13 protein-coding genes are annotated in these 15,966 nt (G+C 71.4%); 5 read left to right on the top strand and 8 right to left on the bottom strand.

Going from position 1 to position 15,966, the window contains the following annotated elements:
* Positions 1 to 133 precede the first annotated feature (133 nt).
* The 4 genes from rapZ to uvrA all read right to left on the bottom strand — a co-directional run bounded on the left by rapZ (position 134) and on the right by uvrA (position 6,773).
* A complete protein-coding gene (gene rapZ / locus VR45_RS14505) occupies positions 134 to 964 on the bottom strand; it encodes an RNase adapter RapZ (protein WP_234325974.1) in 831 nt (276 codons plus the stop codon).
* A 199-nt stretch (positions 965 to 1,163) separates the two neighbouring features.
* Complete coding sequence (gene uvrC / locus VR45_RS14510) at positions 1,164 to 3,227, bottom strand: excinuclease ABC subunit UvrC (RefSeq protein ID WP_045940153.1); 2,064 nt, start codon at positions 3,225 to 3,227, stop codon at positions 1,164 to 1,166.
* Between the two features lie 51 nt (positions 3,228 to 3,278).
* Positions 3,279 to 3,713 (bottom strand): Rieske (2Fe-2S) protein, encoded by a 435-nt coding sequence (locus tag VR45_RS14515; protein ID WP_045940154.1) that lies wholly within the window; start codon positions 3,711 to 3,713, stop codon positions 3,279 to 3,281.
* A gap of 147 nt (positions 3,714 to 3,860) precedes the next feature.
* Positions 3,861 to 6,773 (bottom strand): excinuclease ABC subunit UvrA, encoded by a 2,913-nt coding sequence (gene uvrA, locus VR45_RS14520; protein ID WP_045940155.1) that lies wholly within the window; start codon positions 6,771 to 6,773, stop codon positions 3,861 to 3,863.
* 268 nt (positions 6,774 to 7,041) lie between these two features.
* On the opposite strand from uvrA, the gene VR45_RS14525 reads away from it, so the two are divergent.
* Both VR45_RS14525 and VR45_RS14530 read left to right on the top strand, forming a co-directional pair.
* On the top strand, positions 7,042 to 7,818 hold the full coding sequence (locus tag VR45_RS14525) for a maleylpyruvate isomerase family mycothiol-dependent enzyme (protein WP_078896514.1): 777 nt from the start codon (positions 7,042 to 7,044) through the stop codon (positions 7,816 to 7,818).
* Positions 7,819 to 7,875: 57 nt separating this feature from the next.
* Positions 7,876 to 8,529 carry an MBL fold metallo-hydrolase gene (locus tag VR45_RS14530; RefSeq protein WP_045940156.1) on the top strand — a complete coding sequence of 218 codons (654 nt, stop codon included), beginning with the start codon at positions 7,876 to 7,878 and terminating at the stop codon, positions 8,527 to 8,529.
* Between the two features lie 74 nt (positions 8,530 to 8,603).
* Here the strand turns inward: VR45_RS14530 and VR45_RS14535 are convergent, their stop codons facing one another.
* The 4 genes from VR45_RS14535 to zapE all read right to left on the bottom strand — a co-directional run bounded on the left by VR45_RS14535 (position 8,604) and on the right by zapE (position 14,084).
* Positions 8,604 to 9,614 (bottom strand): TerC family protein, encoded by a 1,011-nt coding sequence (locus tag VR45_RS14535; protein WP_045940157.1) that lies wholly within the window; start codon positions 9,612 to 9,614, stop codon positions 8,604 to 8,606.
* 212 nt (positions 9,615 to 9,826) lie between these two features.
* Positions 9,827 to 10,408, bottom strand: a complete 582-nt coding sequence (locus tag VR45_RS14540; protein ID WP_045940158.1) for a TerD family protein — start codon at positions 10,406 to 10,408, stop codon at positions 9,827 to 9,829.
* A gap of 460 nt (positions 10,409 to 10,868) precedes the next feature.
* On the bottom strand, positions 10,869 to 12,971 hold the full coding sequence (uvrB, locus tag VR45_RS14545; protein WP_045940159.1) for an excinuclease ABC subunit UvrB: 2,103 nt from the start codon (positions 12,969 to 12,971) through the stop codon (positions 10,869 to 10,871).
* Positions 12,972 to 13,007: 36 nt separating this feature from the next.
* Positions 13,008 to 14,084 carry a cell division protein ZapE gene (gene zapE, locus VR45_RS14550; protein ID WP_045940165.1) on the bottom strand — a complete coding sequence of 359 codons (1,077 nt, stop codon included), beginning with the start codon at positions 14,082 to 14,084 and terminating at the stop codon, positions 13,008 to 13,010.
* Between the two features lie 62 nt (positions 14,085 to 14,146).
* Here zapE and VR45_RS14555 point away from each other — a divergent pair, with 62 nt between their 5' ends.
* The 3 genes from VR45_RS14555 to VR45_RS14565 form a co-directional block, all read left to right on the top strand.
* A complete protein-coding gene (locus tag VR45_RS14555) occupies positions 14,147 to 14,914 on the top strand; it encodes a pyrimidine reductase family protein (protein WP_045940160.1) in 768 nt (255 codons plus the stop codon).
* A 141-nt stretch (positions 14,915 to 15,055) separates the two neighbouring features.
* Positions 15,056 to 15,517, top strand: a complete 462-nt coding sequence (locus VR45_RS14560; protein WP_107084186.1) for an indole-3-glycerol phosphate synthase — start codon at positions 15,056 to 15,058, stop codon at positions 15,515 to 15,517.
* A 146-nt stretch (positions 15,518 to 15,663) separates the two neighbouring features.
* A partial coding sequence (locus VR45_RS14565; RefSeq protein WP_045940161.1) for a Mur ligase domain-containing protein occupies positions 15,664 to 15,966 on the top strand: 303 nt, incomplete at its 3' end.

The raw sequence follows: 15,966 nt of genomic DNA on the forward strand, positions 1-15,966 counted from the left end.
GGCCGTGCTCCCGCTCCGGTCGGCGGTCTTGTTCTGCAGCTGCCGCCCGGGCACGTATCCCGTCACACCTACCTCGCGTTCCTCTTGCCGGGCCGCCGACCTCCGCCGGCGGCCCGGCTGGGGGTGCGGGCGGCTACTCCCGTCCCATGTCACGGTGGACGAGCACCGTTTCCACGCCGTCCGCGATCAGACGCTTCGTCAGCCGCTCGGACATCGCGACGCTGCGGTGCTTGCCACCGGTGCAGCCTACGGCAAGGGTCATGTAACGCTTCCCCTCGCGGCGATAGCCCTCGGTGACAATGCGCAGCAGCTCGGCGTAGCCGTTGAGGAACTCGTTGGCCCCGGGCTGCTGGAACACGTAGCCGGCGACGTCCGCGTCGGTGCCGGTCCTGGCCCGCAGCTCGGGCACCCAGTGCGGGTTCGGCAGGAAGCGGCAGTCCACCACGAGGTCGGCGTCGACCGGCAGGCCGTACTTGAAGCCGAAGGACATCACGGTGGCGCGCAGCTCGGGCTCGTCGTGGTCGGCGAACTGGGCGTCGAGCTTGGCCCGCAGCTGGTGGACGTTGAGGTTGGAGGTGTCGATCACCAGATCCGCCTCGCCGCGGAGCTCGCGCAGCAGCTCGCGCTCCTGGGCGATGCCGTCGACGATCCGGCCGTCGCCCTGGAGCGGGTGCGGGCGGCGCACGCTCTCGAAGCGGCGGACCAGGGCGTCGTCGGAGGAGTCGAGGAAGACGACGCGCAGCCGCACGCCGCGCTTCTCCAGCTCGTCCAGCGAGGTCAGCAGGTCGTCGAAGAACTGCCGGCCGCGGACGTCCACCACGGCGCCGATCCGGGCGACGTTGCCCTGGGAACGGGCCCCGAGGTCGACCATGGTCGGGATGAGGGCCGGCGGCAGGTTGTCCACCACGAACCAGCCCAGGTCCTCCAGGCACTTGGCGGCGGTGGATCGGCCCGCCCCGGACATGCCGGAGATGATCACCAGCTCCGGGGTGTTCTCGCCGCCGGCCTCCGGCCGGGCGGTGCCCCCGTAATCGGACACGGTCACTTCGGTTCCCCGCTCTCGGTGGTTCTGCTGTGGAGAACGCGCGTCGCGCGGGCATGCTTCCCGGCGCCACTCGGACGAGTGGGCGCGGGGCACGCCGGCTGACGGGCGGCGTCGGCCGTCATGGCGTCTCCTGGATGGGTGCGGTCTCGGGCGCCGCGGGCGCCGGCTCGTCGGCGCCGTCCTCGATGATCTCGCCCGTGGCGGTGTTCACGGCTGGTGCGGCAGGTGTACGGGACGACAACGCCGCCGCAACGGTCTCCGCCGTCCGCCGGCCGATGCCGGGGACCGCGCAGAGTTCGTCCACGGTGGCCGCCCGGAGCTTCTTGAGCGAGCCGAAGTGCTTGAGCAGCGCCTGACGGCGAGTCTCGCCGAGGCCGGGGACGGAGTCCAGTTCTCCGGCGGTGAGTCGCTTGGAACGCTTGCCGCGCTGGTAGCCGATGGCGAAGCGGTGGGCCTCGTCGCGGACCCGCTGGAGCAGGTAGAGGCCCTCGCTGCTGCGCGGGAGCACGACCGGGTCGTCCTCGCCGGGCAGCCAGACCTCCTCCAGGCGCTTGGCCAGGCCGCACAGCGCGACGTCGTCGATGCCGAGTTCGTCCAGGGCCCGCTGGGCGGCGGCGACCTGGGGCTGCCCGCCGTCGACGACCAGCAGCTGCGGCGGGTAGGCGAAGCGCCGGGGGCGGCCGTCCTCGGCGCGGGTGCCGGTGCCGTCCGCGGCGGCGTCCGCGGCGTCCTCCGGGCCCTCCTCGGGGACGGCCCACTCGCCGGTGCGCTCGCGCTCCTGGAGGTAGCGGCGGAACCTGCGGCTGATCACCTCGTGCATCGAGCGGACGTCGTCCTGGCCCTCGAAGCCCTTGATCTCGAACCGGCGGTACTCGCTCTTGCGGGCCAGGCCGTCCTCGAAGACCACCATCGAGGCGACCACGTCCTCGCCCTGGAGGTGGGAGATGTCGAAGCACTCGATCCGCAGCGGGACGCTGTCCAGCTCCAGCGCGTCGGTGATCTCCTGAAGGGCGCGGCTGCGGGTGGTGAGGTCGGAGGCGCGCTTGGTCTTGTGCAGCGCCAGCGCCTGCTGGGCGTTGCGCTGCACGGTGGCCATGAGGTCCTTCTTGTCGCCGCGCTGCGGGATGCGCAGGTCCACCTGGGCCCCGCGCAGCCCGCCCAGCCACTCCCGCACCGGCTCGGCCGGGTCGGGCAGCGCGGGGACGAGCACCTCGCGCGGGACGCCCTCGCCGCGGTCGTCGGCACTGGCGCCGCCGTAGAGCTGCTGGAGGGCGTGCTCGACCAGTCCGGCGGTGTCGACGTCCTCGACCTTGTCGGTGACCCAGCCGCGCTGGCCCCGGACCCGGCCGCCGCGGACGTGGAAGATCTGGACGGCGGCCTCGAGTTCGTCCTCGGCGACGGCCAGCAGGTCGGCGTCGGTGGCGTCGGCGAGGACGATGGCGTTCTTCTCCATGGCCCGCTTGAGGGCGCCGATGTCGTCGCGCAGCCGGGCGGCCTTCTCGTACTCCAGGTCTGCGGCGGCCTCCTGCATCTCGGCCTCCAGCCGGCGCAGGTAGTTGCCGGTGCGCCCGGCCATGAAGTCGCAGAAGTCCTCGGCCAGCGCGCGGTGGTCCTCCGGCGTGATCCGGCCCACGCAGGGCGCGGCGCACTTGCCGATGTAGCCGAGCAGGCAGGGGCGGCCGACCTGGGCGGCGCGCTTGAAGACACCGTTGGAGCAGGTGCGGACGGGGAAGACGCGCAGCAGCAGGTCGACGGTCTCGCGGATCGCCCAGGCGTGGCCGTAGGGGCCGAAGTAGCGCACGCCCTTGCGGTGCGCGCCGCGCATCACCTGGACCCGCGGGAACTCCTCGTTGAGGGTGACCGCGAGTTCCGGATAGCTCTTGTCGTCCCGGTACTTGACGTTGAACCGGGGGTCGAACTCCTTGATCCAGGAGTACTCCAGCTGGAGCGCCTCGACCTCGGTGGCGACGACGGTCCACTCCACCGAGGCGGCGGTGGTGACCATGGTCGCGGTGCGCGGGTGCAGTCCGGCGAGGTCCTGGAAGTAGGAGGACAGCCGGGGCCGGAGGCTCTTGGCCTTGCCCACGTAGATGACCCGCCCGTGGGCGTCGCGGAACTTGTAGACACCGGGCGAGGTCGGGATCGCACCCGGCGCCGGACGGTAGGTGGACGGGTCAGCCATGGGTCCACCGTACCGACTCGGGCCGGGGGCGCGTGCGGGAGATCAACTGCTTCAGCGCGGGGTCACCTTGAGGTTGCCGCCCTCGACCACCACGTCGTACGCGGGCAGCGGGGTCGGGGCCGGGCCGTCCAGCACGGCGCCGTCGGCGATGCCGAACAGGCTGCCGTGGCAGGGGCATTGGATCTTCTGGTTCTTGACCTGGTCGACGATGCAGCCGGCGTGGGTGCACTTGGCGCTGAACGCCTTGTACTGGCCCTCGGCGGGCTGGGTGACGACGATCTTCTTCTCGCGGAAGACGGTGCCGCCGCCGACCGGGACACCGGAGGCCGGGCCGAGGTCGACCGGGGTCTTGGCCGCGGAGTCGGAGCCGGCGGAGGTCGAGGAGCAGCCGGTGACGGCGACGGTGCCGCCGGCGGCGAGGACGGCCGCGGCCCCGCAGAGCAGGGTGCGGCGGGAGGGGGCGGGGCTCTCGGGGGCCTCGGACATGAGGGTGCTCCTGGTTCGGCGGCGGCGTTCGGCGGCGGCTTCGCGGCTGCGGGCCGCCCGGAATTCTATGCGGCGCGCCTCCGCCCGCCCCCGGGGTGCCGGGGGCGGGCGGGGGGCGGGCGGGGACTCGGTGTTGTTGCCCGTCCGCTACTTGCGCGCCGCCGTGGCGCGCTTGCGGGGGGCCTTGGCCTTGGCGGGCGCGGCCGGGGCCTCCTCGAAGCCGCCCGGCAGGATGTCCCGGAGGAACTTGCCGGTGTGGCTCTCGGAGACGGCCGCGATCTCCTCGGGGGTGCCCTCGGCGACCACGGTGCCGCCGCCGGAGCCACCCTCGGGGCCCATGTCGACGATCCAGTCCGCGGTCTTGATGACGTCGAGGTTGTGCTCGATGACGATGACCGTGTTGCCCTTGTCCACCAGACCCGAGAGCACCTTGATCAGCTTGCTGATGTCCTCGAAGTGGAGTCCGGTGGTGGGCTCGTCCAGCACGTAGACCGTGCGGCCGGTGGAGCGCTTCTGCAGCTCGGAGGCGAGCTTCACCCGCTGGGCCTCGCCGCCGGAGAGCGTCGGCGCGGACTGGCCGAGCCGGACGTAGCCGAGGCCGACGTCGTTGAGCGTGCGCAGGTGCCGGGCGATCGCCGGGACGGCCTCGAAGAAGCCGAGCGCCTCCTCGATCGGCATGTCCAGCACCTCGGCGATGGACCGGCCCTTGTAGTGGACCTCCAGCGTCTCCCGGTTGTAGCGGGCGCCGTGGCAGACCTCGCACGGCACGTAGACGTCCGGCAGGAAGTTCATCTCGATCTTGATGGTGCCGTCGCCGGAGCAGTTCTCGCAGCGGCCGCCCTTGACGTTGAACGAGAAGCGGCCGGGCAGGTAGCCGCGGACCTTGGCCTCCTGGGTCTCCGCGAACAGCCGCCGGACGTGGTCGAAGACGCCGGTGTAGGTGGCCGGGTTGGAGCGCGGGGTGCGGCCGATCGGCGACTGGTCGACGTGCACCACCTTGTCCACCTGGTCGGTGCCGGTGATCCGGGTGTGCCGGCCGGGCACCGTGCGGGCGCCGTTCAGCTCCCGGGCGAGGTGGGTGTAGAGGATGTCGTTGACCAGGGTGGACTTGCCCGAGCCGGAGACACCGGTGATCGCGGTGAAGGTGCCGAGCGGGAAGCCGACCGTGACGTCCTTGAGGTTGTGCTCGCGGGCGCCGTGCACGGTGAGCTGGCGCTTCTTGTCCCGGGCGCGGCGGGCGGCCGGGATCGGGATGCTCCGCTTGCCGGACAGGTACTGGCCGGTGAGGGACTCCTTGTTGGCGAGCAGCTGCTTCAGCGAGCCGGAGTGCACCACCCTGCCGCCGTGCTCGCCGGCGCCGGGGCCGATGTCGACCACCCAGTCGGCCATCTTGATGGTGTCCTCGTCGTGCTCGACGACGATCAGGGTGTTCCCGATGTCGCGCAGCCGGACCAGGGTCTCGATCAGCCGGTGGTTGTCGCGCTGGTGCAGGCCGATGGACGGCTCGTCCAGCACGTAGAGCACGCCGACCAGGCCGGAGCCGATCTGGGTGGCGAGCCGGATCCGCTGGGCCTCGCCGCCGGAGAGGGTGCCGGCCGCGCGGTCCAGCGAGAGGTAGTCCAGGCCGACGTCGACCAGGAAGCGCAGCCGCTCGTTGACCTCCTTGAGGACCCGCTCGGCGATCTGCTTGTCCCGGGCGTTCAGCTTCATCGCGCCGAGGAAGTCGGAGCAGTCGCTGATCGACATCGAGGAGACGTCCGCGATCGAGCGGCCCTCGACGGTGACCGCCAGCACCACCGGCTTGAGCCGGCTGCCCTGGCAGGTCGGGCAGGGCACCTCGCGCATGTAGCCCTCGAAGCGCTCGCGGCTGGAGTCGCTCTCGGCCTCCTGGTGGCGGCGCTGGATGAAGGGCACCGCGCCCTCGAAGCCAGTGGTGTAGGAGCGGTCGCGCCCGTAGCGGTTGCGGTAGCGGACCTCGACCTGGTGCTTGTGGCCGTACAGCAGCGCCTTCTTGGCGCGGGCCGGGAGCCCGGCCCAGGGGATGTCGGTGCGGAAGCCCAGCTCGCCGGAGAGGGCGTCGATCAGCCGCTGGAAGTACTCCTTGGTGTGGCCGCCGGACCAGGGGTGGATGGCGCCCTCGTCCAGCGAGCGCTCGTCGTCGGGCACCACCAGCTCCGGGTCCACCTCCATCCGGTTGCCGAGGCCGGAGCAGTCCGGGCAGGCGCCGAACGGCGAGTTGAAGGAGAACGAGCGCGGCTCCAGCTCCTCGAACGACACGTCGTCGTACGGGCAGTAGAGGTGCTCGGAGTACATCCGCTCGCGCTCGGGGTCGTCCTCCGGGAGGTCGACGAAGTCGAGCACGACCATGCCGCCGCTCAGCCGCAGGGCCGTCTCCACCGAGTCGGTCAGCCGGCGCTTGGCGCTGTCCTTGACGGTGAGGCGGTCGATCACCACCTCGACGGTGTGCTTCTCCTGCTTCTTGAGCTTGGGCGGCTCGGCGAGCTGGACCGTCTCGCCGTCCACCCGGGCCCGGGCGTAGCCCTTGGACTGGAGGTCGGCGAAGAGGTCGGCGAACTCGCCCTTGCGCTCGCGCACCACCGGGCTGAGGACCTGGAAGCGGGTGCCCTCGGCAAGCTCCAGCACCTTGTCGACGATGGCCTGCGGGGACTGCTTGGCGATCGGGCGGCCGCAGTGCGGGCAGTGCGGCTTGCCGATGCGGGCGAACAGCAGCCGCAGGTAGTCGTAGACCTCGGTGATGGTGCCGACGGTCGAGCGGGGGTTGCGGTTGGTGGACTTCTGGTCGATCGAGACGGCCGGGGAGAGGCCCTCGATGAAGTCGACGTCCGGCTTGTCCATCTGGCCCAGGAACTGCCGGGCGTAGGAGGACAGCGACTCGACGTAGCGGCGCTGGCCCTCCGCGAAGATGGTGTCGAAGGCCAGCGAGGACTTGCCGGAGCCGGAGAGGCCCGTGAAGACGATGAGGGAGTCGCGGGGCAGGTCGAGCGAGACGTTCTTGAGGTTGTGCTCGCGAGCACCGCGCACAATGAGGCGGTCGGCCACTGCTTCTGGCGCCTTTCTCCGGGGCGAGAGGGCTGGGTTTCGAGGGGTGTACTTCTTCCAGGATGCGGCAGCCAGCCTACTAGCTCACGCGTTCGATTATCGAGCTCGTCCAGCCGGGTCCACCCGAACGAGTGAGGACGATGCGCGGAGTCTTGACGCTCGGACCGAAAAACCCCTGCTCGGCGGCGGGCAACGGCGGTAGCGTCACCTGGTCAACGAGCGAAGCCCCGTCGGGGCAACGCGCCGTCTCCCACCGAAGGCCGAATCGATGACCGACCCGCAGACCGACCCCGCCGGCCCCGCCCTCTCCTCCGTCGCGGCCCGGCGCCTGGCCGGGGTCGAGGAGAGCACCCGCCGGCTGCTGCAGACCGTCGCCGGGATCGGGGCGGAGGCCGTCGCCGGGCCCTCCGCGCTGCCCGGCTGGACCCGCGGCCATGTGCTCGCCCACCTCGCCCGCAACGCCGACTCGCTGGTCAACCTGTTGGACGGCGCCCGCACCGGCACCGACATCCCGCAGTACTCGAGCGAGGAGGCCCGGGACCGGGACATCGAGGAGGGCGCGCCCCGCCCGGTGGCCGAGCAGCTCGCCGACCTGCGCACCTCCGGCGCCCGCTTCGCAGCGGCGGCCGCCCTGCTGCCGGACGGGGCCTGGGCCGCGGAGGTCAAGCACCGCAGCGGCGCCGTCTTCCCGGCCGCGGAGATCCCCTGGAAGCGGCTGGCGGAGGTCGAGTACCACCACGTCGACCTGGACGCCGGCTACACCCCCGAGCAGTGGCCGGAGGAGTTCGCCACCGCCGAGTACCGCCGGCTCGCCGAGAAGCTGGCCGGGCCGGCGGGCGCCGGGCTGCCCGCCGTCGAGCTGCTGGCCGTCGAGCTGCCGGCCGAGGACACCGCCGAGCGCTCCGTGATCGGCGCCGGCACCCCCGCCCTGACCGTCGAGGGCCCCGTCCGCGCCCTGCTCGCCTGGCTCTCCGGCCGGGCCGACGGCGCCGGCCTGCGCCGTACCCCCGGCACCGACCTGCCGGTCCTCCCCCCGCTGGGCTGAGCCCCCTCGCAGGCGCGAGGATGGCCCTGACCCTGTAGCCCGACAAGGAGCGGACGGATGACGTACCACGGAGCGGTCAAGGTCGGCGGGCCGCCGGACGTGCGCGAGCTGGCGCACCTGATCATCACCAAGGTGGCGGTCGGCCCCCACGACAACAACGCCTACCTGCTGCGCTGCCGCGACACCGACGAGCAGTTGCTGATCGACGCGGCGGCCGAGGCGCCGGTGCTGCTGGAGACGGTCGGCGAGCGGCTGGCCACCGTGGTCACCACCCACCGCCACCACGACCACTGGGGTGCGCTGGCCGAGGTGGTCGCCGCCACCGGCGCGCGCACCGCGGCGGGCGAGCACGACGCCGAGGGCATCGACGTCCCCACCGCGCTGCCGCTCGCGGACGGCGACACCCTCGCGGTGGGCCGCTGCGAGCTGACCGTCCGGCACCTGGTCGGCCACACCCCCGGCGCGATCGTGCTGGTCTACGACGACCCGGTGGGCCACCAGCACGTGTTCACCGGCGACTGCCTCTTCCCCGGCGGCATCGGCAACACCTGGGGCGACAAGGACGCCTTCGCGAGCCTGTTCCGGGACGTCACCGAGAAGATCTTCGACGTACTGCCGGACGAGGCCTGGGTCTACCCCGGCCACGGCGACGACACCACCCTCGGCGCCGAGCGCCCGCACCTCGCGGAGTGGCGCGAGCGCGGCTGGTAGCCGCCGACAGCCGAACGGGCGGGCCCGCGACCGGAAGTCGGTCGCGGGCCCGCCCGTTCTGCGGAGGGGGTGCGTCAGGCGTCCTGCTTCTCCGGCTCGCCCTGCCCGCCCTGTCCGCCCTGCTCGGCCTGCTCGGCCAGGGCGGCCTTCTTGGAGGCCATCAGGCTGGTCACGGTGGTGACGGCGAGCACCACCACGATGAAGCCCAGCGAGAACGGGATGCCGATCTCCGGCACGTGCACACCCTGCTCGTGCAGCGCGTGCAGCACCAGCTTCACCCCGATGAAGCCCAGGATGACCGACAGGCCGTACGACAGGTGGACCAGCTTCTTCAGCAGGCCGCCGATGAGGAAGTACAGCTGGCGCAGGCCCATCAGGGCGAAGGCGTTGGCGGTGAAGACGATGTACGGGTCCTGGGTCAGACCGAAGATCGCCGGGATCGAGTCCAGCGCGAACAGGACGTCGGTGGTGCCGATCGCGATCATGACGATCAGCATCGGGGTCATCAGCCGGCGGCCGTTCTCCCGGATGAAGAGCTTGGTGCCGTGGTACTTGTCGGTCGACGGGAAGCGCTGCTCGATGGACTTGAGCAGGCGGTTCTCCTCGAACTCCTCGTCCTCCTCGTCGGCCCGCGCCTCCTTGATCAGCTTCCAGGCCGTCCAGATCAGGAAGCCGCCGAAGATGAAGAACACCCAGGAGAACTGGGCGACCAGCGCGGCACCGCCGGCGATGAAGACCGCGCGCAGCACCAGGGCGATGATCACACCGAACATCAGCACGCGCTGCTGGTAGATCCTCGGCACCGCGAACTTGCCCATGATCAGGATGAAGACGAACAGATTGTCGACACTGAGCGACTTCTCGGTGATGTAGCCGGCGAAGAACTCACCGGCCGGCGTCGCGCCGGAGTGCCACCAGAGGAAACCGCCGAAGATCGCCGCCAGTACGACCCAGACCGTGGTCCAGACACCGGCTTCCTTGATCGAGACCTCGTGCGGCTTGCGACCACCGATGAAGAAATCGGCCACGACCAGTGCCAACAGCACCACGATCGTGCCGACCCACAAACTTACGGAAACGTCCACTACTGCTCCTCCGGCAGGTAGGCGAGACAGTCATCGTCACTGCCGGAGGTCTCTTCCGCCCGTCGGACGCGCGACTGCGCGCCCTCGGACCAGCGCCCCGGGATGCCGCGATGGGCACCCGTGATGACGGGGACGACTGCGAGGGAATACTCCCCTCCGCTGCAAGAAGGGTAACAGCACCCCCAAGGAAAGGTAAAGAAGGTAAAGAACCGTCAGAGGAACGGCTCGATGGCCGGCAGCAGGTCCTGGAAGGACCGCCCCTTCGCCGGGGCGCCGATCGCCTGCATCTCCCAGCCCCCGGCACCGTCCCGGAACACCTTCGCCATGATCTGCCCGGTGTGCGGACCGCCGCCGGTCAGGTCGTAGCGGGCCAGCTCCAGCCCGGTCGACTCGTCCACCAGCCGGCAGTGCGCGTTCTGCACCTCGGCGAAGGTCTGTCCGGTGTAGGAGCTGACCGTGAACACCACCTGGGTGATGTGCGGCGGCACGTGCGCCAGGTCCACCAGGATCGCCTCGTCGTCCTCCCCCACCCCGGAGCCGCCGACCAGGTTGTCCCCGGTGTGCCGGACCGAACCGTCGGAACTCTCCAGATGCTGGAAGAAGACCACGTCGGACGGGGTCCGCTCGGCGTACAGCAGCGCCGAGGCGTCCAGGTCGATCTGCCGCGTCCGGCTGCCGAACAGGCCCCGCCGGGGCGCCGCCCGCCAGCCCAGGCCCATCCGGACCACGGTGAGCGTCTCCCCCGGGCCCTTCTGCAGGCTGACCCGCTGTCCCTTGGCCAGGTTCACCGACACGGCGGTTGTCCTCTCTGCCCAGCCGCACGGGATCCCCGCGCCGGCTCCACGGTGGAACACCCCGTTGCCGTCCCCCGGCTGAGGCCCCCTCTTTACCGGCCGCCCGACAAGGACGGCACCGCAGGCCAGCCTAGGCCCTGTCTCTCGGATCCTTGCCGGGGCCTCGACGCCGGGGCACGCACGCCCCCAGCCTTCGGCCGGGAGGTACCCCCACGCCGCGTTGTCGTCGGTCGCCAATGGCCCCCAGCCTTCGGCCGGGAGGTACCCCCTCCGCAGTGGCTCCCTCCTCCGCCTTGCGATGCACGCACCCCACCGCCGCGGCCTGACCCGACAAAATCCAAGAGACAGGGCCTGAGCCCTGCGGTCCAACGCCTTTCCCGCCGTGTACCCCCTCGCCGGGGCGGCGACGCACCGGCGGGCGCGGCCGGGCAGAGAACCGGCCACGCCTTCCGGGCGCTCCTCAGGCGATGCCGGCCTCCCGCATCTGCCGCAGCTCCCGCTTCAGCTCCTTGACCTCGTCGCGCAGCCGGGCCGCCACCTCGAACTGGAGGTCGGTCGCGGCGGCGTGCATCCGGTCGGTCATCGACTGGATCAGCTCGGCCAGCTCGGCGGCCGGCATCGACTTCGCCGGCTTGCGGTCGGCGCCCAGGGCCGGCACCGGCGCCTTGCCCTTGGCCCCCTTGCCGCCGGGCGCGCGGTACCCGGTGGACAGCAGCTCGTCGGTGTCCACGTCCTCGCGGGCGAGGGTGTCCAGGATGTCGCCGATCTTCTTGCGCAGCGGCTGCGGGTCGATCCCGTGCTTCTTGTTGTACGCCTGCTGGACCTCCCGGCGGCGGTTGGTCTCGTCGATGGCCTTCTCCATCGCCGGGGTGATCCGGTCCGCGTACATGTGGACCTGGCCGGAGACGTTGCGGGCCGCGCGTCCGATGGTCTGGATCAGCGAGGTGCCGGAGCGCAGGAAGCCCTCCTTGTCCGCGTCCAGGATCGCCACCAGCGACACCTCGGGCAGGTCCAGGCCCTCGCGGAGCAGGTTGATGCCCACCAGCACGTCGTACTCGCCGGCCCGCAGCTCGCGCAGCAGCTCGACCCGGCGCAGCGTGTCGATGTCGCTGTGCAGGTACCGGACCCGGATGTCCAGGCCGAGCATGTAGTCGGTGAGGTCCTCGGACATCTTCTTGGTGAGCGTGGTGACCAGGACCCGCTCGTCCCGCTCCACCCGCTTGCGGACCTCGTGCACCAGGTCGTCGATCTGGCCCTCGGTCGGCTTGACGATCACCTCGGGGTCGATCAGGCCGGTCGGGCGGATGATCTGCTCGACCTGGCCGTCGCCCCGGGAGAGCTCGTACTTCCCCGGGGTCGCCGACAGGTAGACGGTCTGGCCGATCCGCTCCAGGAACTCCTCCCACTTCAGCGGGCGGTTGTCCATCGCCGAGGGCAGCCGGAACCCGTGCTCGACCAGGGTCCGCTTGCGCGAGGCGTCACCCTCGTACATGGCGCCGATCTGCGGCACGGTGACGTGCGACTCGTCGATGACCAGGAGGAAGTCCTCCGGGAAGTAGTCCAGCAGGGTGTTCGGCGGGGAGCCGGGCTCGCGGCCGTCGAAGTGCATCGAGTAGTTCTCGACCCCGGAGCAGGTGCCGATCTGGCGGAGCATCTCGATGTCGTAGGTGGTGCGCATGCGCAGCCGCTGGGCCTCCAGCAGCTTGCCCTGCTTCTCCATCCTGGCGAGGGTCTGCTCCAGCTCCTTCTCGATGTCGGTGACCGCGCGCTCCATCCGCTCCGGACCGGCCACGTAGTGCGAGGCCGGGAAGACGTACATGGAGTCGTCCTGGCTGATGATCTCGCCGGTGAGCGGGTGCAGCGTGTACAGCGCCTCGATCTCGTCGCCGAACATCTCGATCCGGACGGCCAGCTCCTCGTAGACCGGGAAGATCTCGATGGTGTCGCCGCGGACCCGGAAGGTGCCGCGACTGAAGGCCAGGTCGTTGCGGGTGTACTGGATGTCGACGAAGCGGCGCAGCAGCACGTCCCGGTCGATCTCCTCGCCGACCTTCAGCCGCACCATCCGGTCCACGTACTCCTGCGGGGTGCCGAGGCCGTAGATGCAGGACACGGACGCGACCACGATCACGTCCCGGCGGGTGAGCAGCGAGTTGGTCGCCGAGTGGCGCAGCCGCTCGACCTCCTCGTTGATCGAGGAGTCCTTCTCGATGTAGGTGTCCGTCTGCGGGACGTACGCCTCGGGCTGGTAGTAGTCGTAGTACGAGACGAAGTACTCGACCGCGTTGTTGGGCAGCAGTTCGCGGAACTCGTTCGCCAGCTGCGCCGCCAGCGTCTTGTTCGGCGCCATCACCAGGGTGGGCCGCTGCAGCTTCTCGATCATCCAGGCCGTGGTGGCCGACTTGCCGGTACCGGTGGCACCGAGCAGGACGACGTCCTTCTCCCCGCCACGGATCCGTCGCTCCAGCTCGGCGATCGCCGCCGGCTGGTCACCGTTGGGCTGGTAGGGACTGACGACCTCGAAGGGCGCCACTGACCGCTCAATACTCGTGATGGGTCGCACGCCACCACCGTACGACCCACCACCGACAAGCGAGGACTACTTGGCGCTGTCCCGGGCGAGGGCGACGAGGCGGGAGACGGCGCGGAGGTACTTCTTGCGGTAGCCGCCGCGGAGCATCTCCTCGGGGAAGACCTGGTCGAAGGGGAGGCCGGAGGCGGTGATGGGGAGTTCGCGGTCGTACATGCGGTCGGCGAGGACGACCAGGCGCAGGGCGGTGGACTGGTCGTCGACCTGGCGGACGCCGCGCAGGCAGACGGCGGTGACGTCGTCCAGGAGGGCGCCGTAGCGGCTGGGGTGGACGGCGGAGAGGTGGGCGAGCAGGGTGTCGAAGTCGTCCAGGGAGGCGCCGGGGGTGCGGGCGGCGACGGCGTCGACCTCGGTGTCGCGGTAGGGCGGCGGGGCGTCGGGCAGGCCGCGGTGGCGGTAGTCCTGGCCGTCGATCCGCATCGGGCGGAAGTGCGCCGACAGGCCCTGGATCTCGCGCAGGAAGTCGGCGGCGGCGAACCGGCCCTCGCCCAGCTTCTCCGGGAGGGTGTTCGAGGTGGCGCACAGCTTGACGCCGTTCTCGACCAGGCGGCCGAGCAGGGTGGAGACCAGGACGGTGTCGCCCGGGTCGTCCAGCTCGAACTCGTCGATGCACAGCAGGCGGTGGTCGGACAGGGTCCGCACGGCCTGCTGGAAGCCGAGCGCGCCGACCAGGTTGGTCAGCTCGACGAAGGTGCCGAAGGCCTTGGGGCCGGGGACGGCGTGCCAGAGCGAGGCCAGCAGGTGGGTCTTGCCGACGCCGTAGCCGCCGTCGAGGTAGATGCCGGCCGGGCCGGCCGGGGCCGGGGTGCCGCGGCGGAACCAGCTGCGCTTGGGCGCGGCGCCGTTCCCGCCGTTGAGCGCGCCCGCGAACTGCTCCAGGACCTGCACGGCCTCGTACTGGCTGGGCTGGCCCGGGTCCGGGAGGTACGTCCCGAAGCTCACGTCGGAGAAGCGCGGCGGCGGCACCATCTCGGCGACCAGGCGCTCGGCGGGCACGACCGGACGGCGGTCGGTGAGGGCGATCGGCGAACCGGTGCTGCCGGCTATCGGCTCGGTCGCGGTGTCGGGGCGGGAGGCTGCGGGCACGGTGGTCAAGGGTACGCCCGCTCGGCGCGGACTCCGACCCCGGCCGCTGCGAGACTGGAGGCATGCAGCAGCTGATCAGTCCGCCGGACGCGGCGTTCGAGGATCCGGAGTCGTCGGAGGCGCTCGCCGCCGTGTACGCGTACCCCGGGCAGGTGAATCGCGGCCGCCCGTGGCTGCGCGCCAACATGGTGGCCGGCCTGGACGGCGGGGCGCGGCTGGACGGGCTCTCGGAGGGCCTGTCGAGCGCGGCCGACAAGCGGATCTTCGGGGTGCTGCGGGCGCTGTCGGACGTGGTGCTGGTGGGCGCCGAGACGGTGCGGGCGGAGGGGTACGGCCCGGCCGGGGCCTCGAAGGAGTTCGCCGCGGCGCGCCGGGCGGCCGGGCAGGCGCCGGCCCCGGTGATCGCGGTCGTCAGCCGCTCGCTGGGCCTGGACCTCGCGGCGCCCCTGTTCACCGAGCCGCTGGTGCGCACGGTGGTGGTCACCACCGAGGACGCGCCGGCGCGCAGCCTGGAGGCGGTGGCCGAGGTGGCCGACGTGATCGCGGTCGGACGGGGTTCGGTGGACCTGCGGGCGGCGGTCGCGGCGCTGGCGGACCGGGGCTGGACGCGGATGCTGACCGAGGGCGGCCCCCGGCTGCTGGGGCAGCTGGCCGCCGCGGACCTGCTGGACGAGCTGTGCCTGTCGCTGGCCCCGCTGATCACCGGCGGCGACGCGCCGCGCATCATCCACGATGCGGAAATGCCTGACGTGCGACGGATGCGGCTGGTCTCATTGATCGAGCAGAAAGGATTCCTCTTCACCCGTTACCTGCGTCCGCCGACCCCGTGACCTCCGGACCGTGATCCCGCTCCCTTCTGGGACTTCCTCCGCGTGGCCCGTGTGCCGGGTGAGCAGCGTGCGGAAAGCTTCCGCCGGGCAGTATGGGATGCGAAGCCGGGACCCGGGGGCCGGTGTCTGGAAGGGACTCACGTGTTCAAGACGGTACTGATGATCGAAAAGGCGCTCTCCGACGCCGACGTGGAGCTCGTCACCACGCTGCACAGCGAGGAGAAGGTGTCCTTCGTCGTCCTGATGCAGCCGCGCGGCAAGCAGGACGAGCTGCTGCGGGCGCTGGACGACGTGGCCCTCGGCCACCTCGACAAGGTGGTGCACGAGCACGACGAGTCCGAGAGCGGGCCCACGGTCGCCACCGAGTCGCTGGAGCACAGCCTGCGCCACCTGCGCGAGGCCGGCGCCGAGGCGGTCGGCGAACTGGTCGAGGAGAAGCCGCTGGACCGGCTGCGCGCCGTGGTGGAGGAGCACCGGGCCGACGAGGTGGTGGTGCTCACGTCCCCGCACTTCGTGGAGGAGTTCTTCCACCGCGACTGGGCCTCCCAGGCCCGCCACAAGGTGGGCGTCCCGGTGCTGCGGCTGTTCGCCAGCGACTCCTGACCCCGGCCCTCCCCGCGTCGGGCGGGGCGGGGTCAGGGCGCCGTCGTGGTGCAGAATCGTCCTTGCGGTCCGGCGCGCCCCGGCCCGCGAGGACGACACGACCCTCGTCCGACCTCCCCCGTCCCCGCCCCGTACGGAGCCCCGCCTTGAACGACGCCGCGCACGACCTGCACGCCCCGCACTTCATCGGCATCGGCGGCGCCGGCATGTCCGGCCTGGCGAAGATCCTCGCGGTGCGCGGGGCCAGCGTCTCCGGCAGCGACTCCAAGGAGTCCGAGACCGTCCTCGCGCTGCGCGCCCTCGGCGCCGCCGTCCACATCGGCCACGCCGCCGAGAACGTGCCGGACGGCGCGAGCAGCATCGTGGTCTCCAGCGCCATCCGCGCCGACAACCCGGAGCTGGCCGCGGCCCGCGAACGCGGCATCCCGGTGGTGCACCGCTCCGACGCG

This window comes from Streptomyces sp. NRRL S-495, assembly GCF_000966955.1.
Lineage (GTDB): Bacteria > Actinomycetota > Actinomycetes > Streptomycetales > Streptomycetaceae > Kitasatospora > Kitasatospora purpeofusca.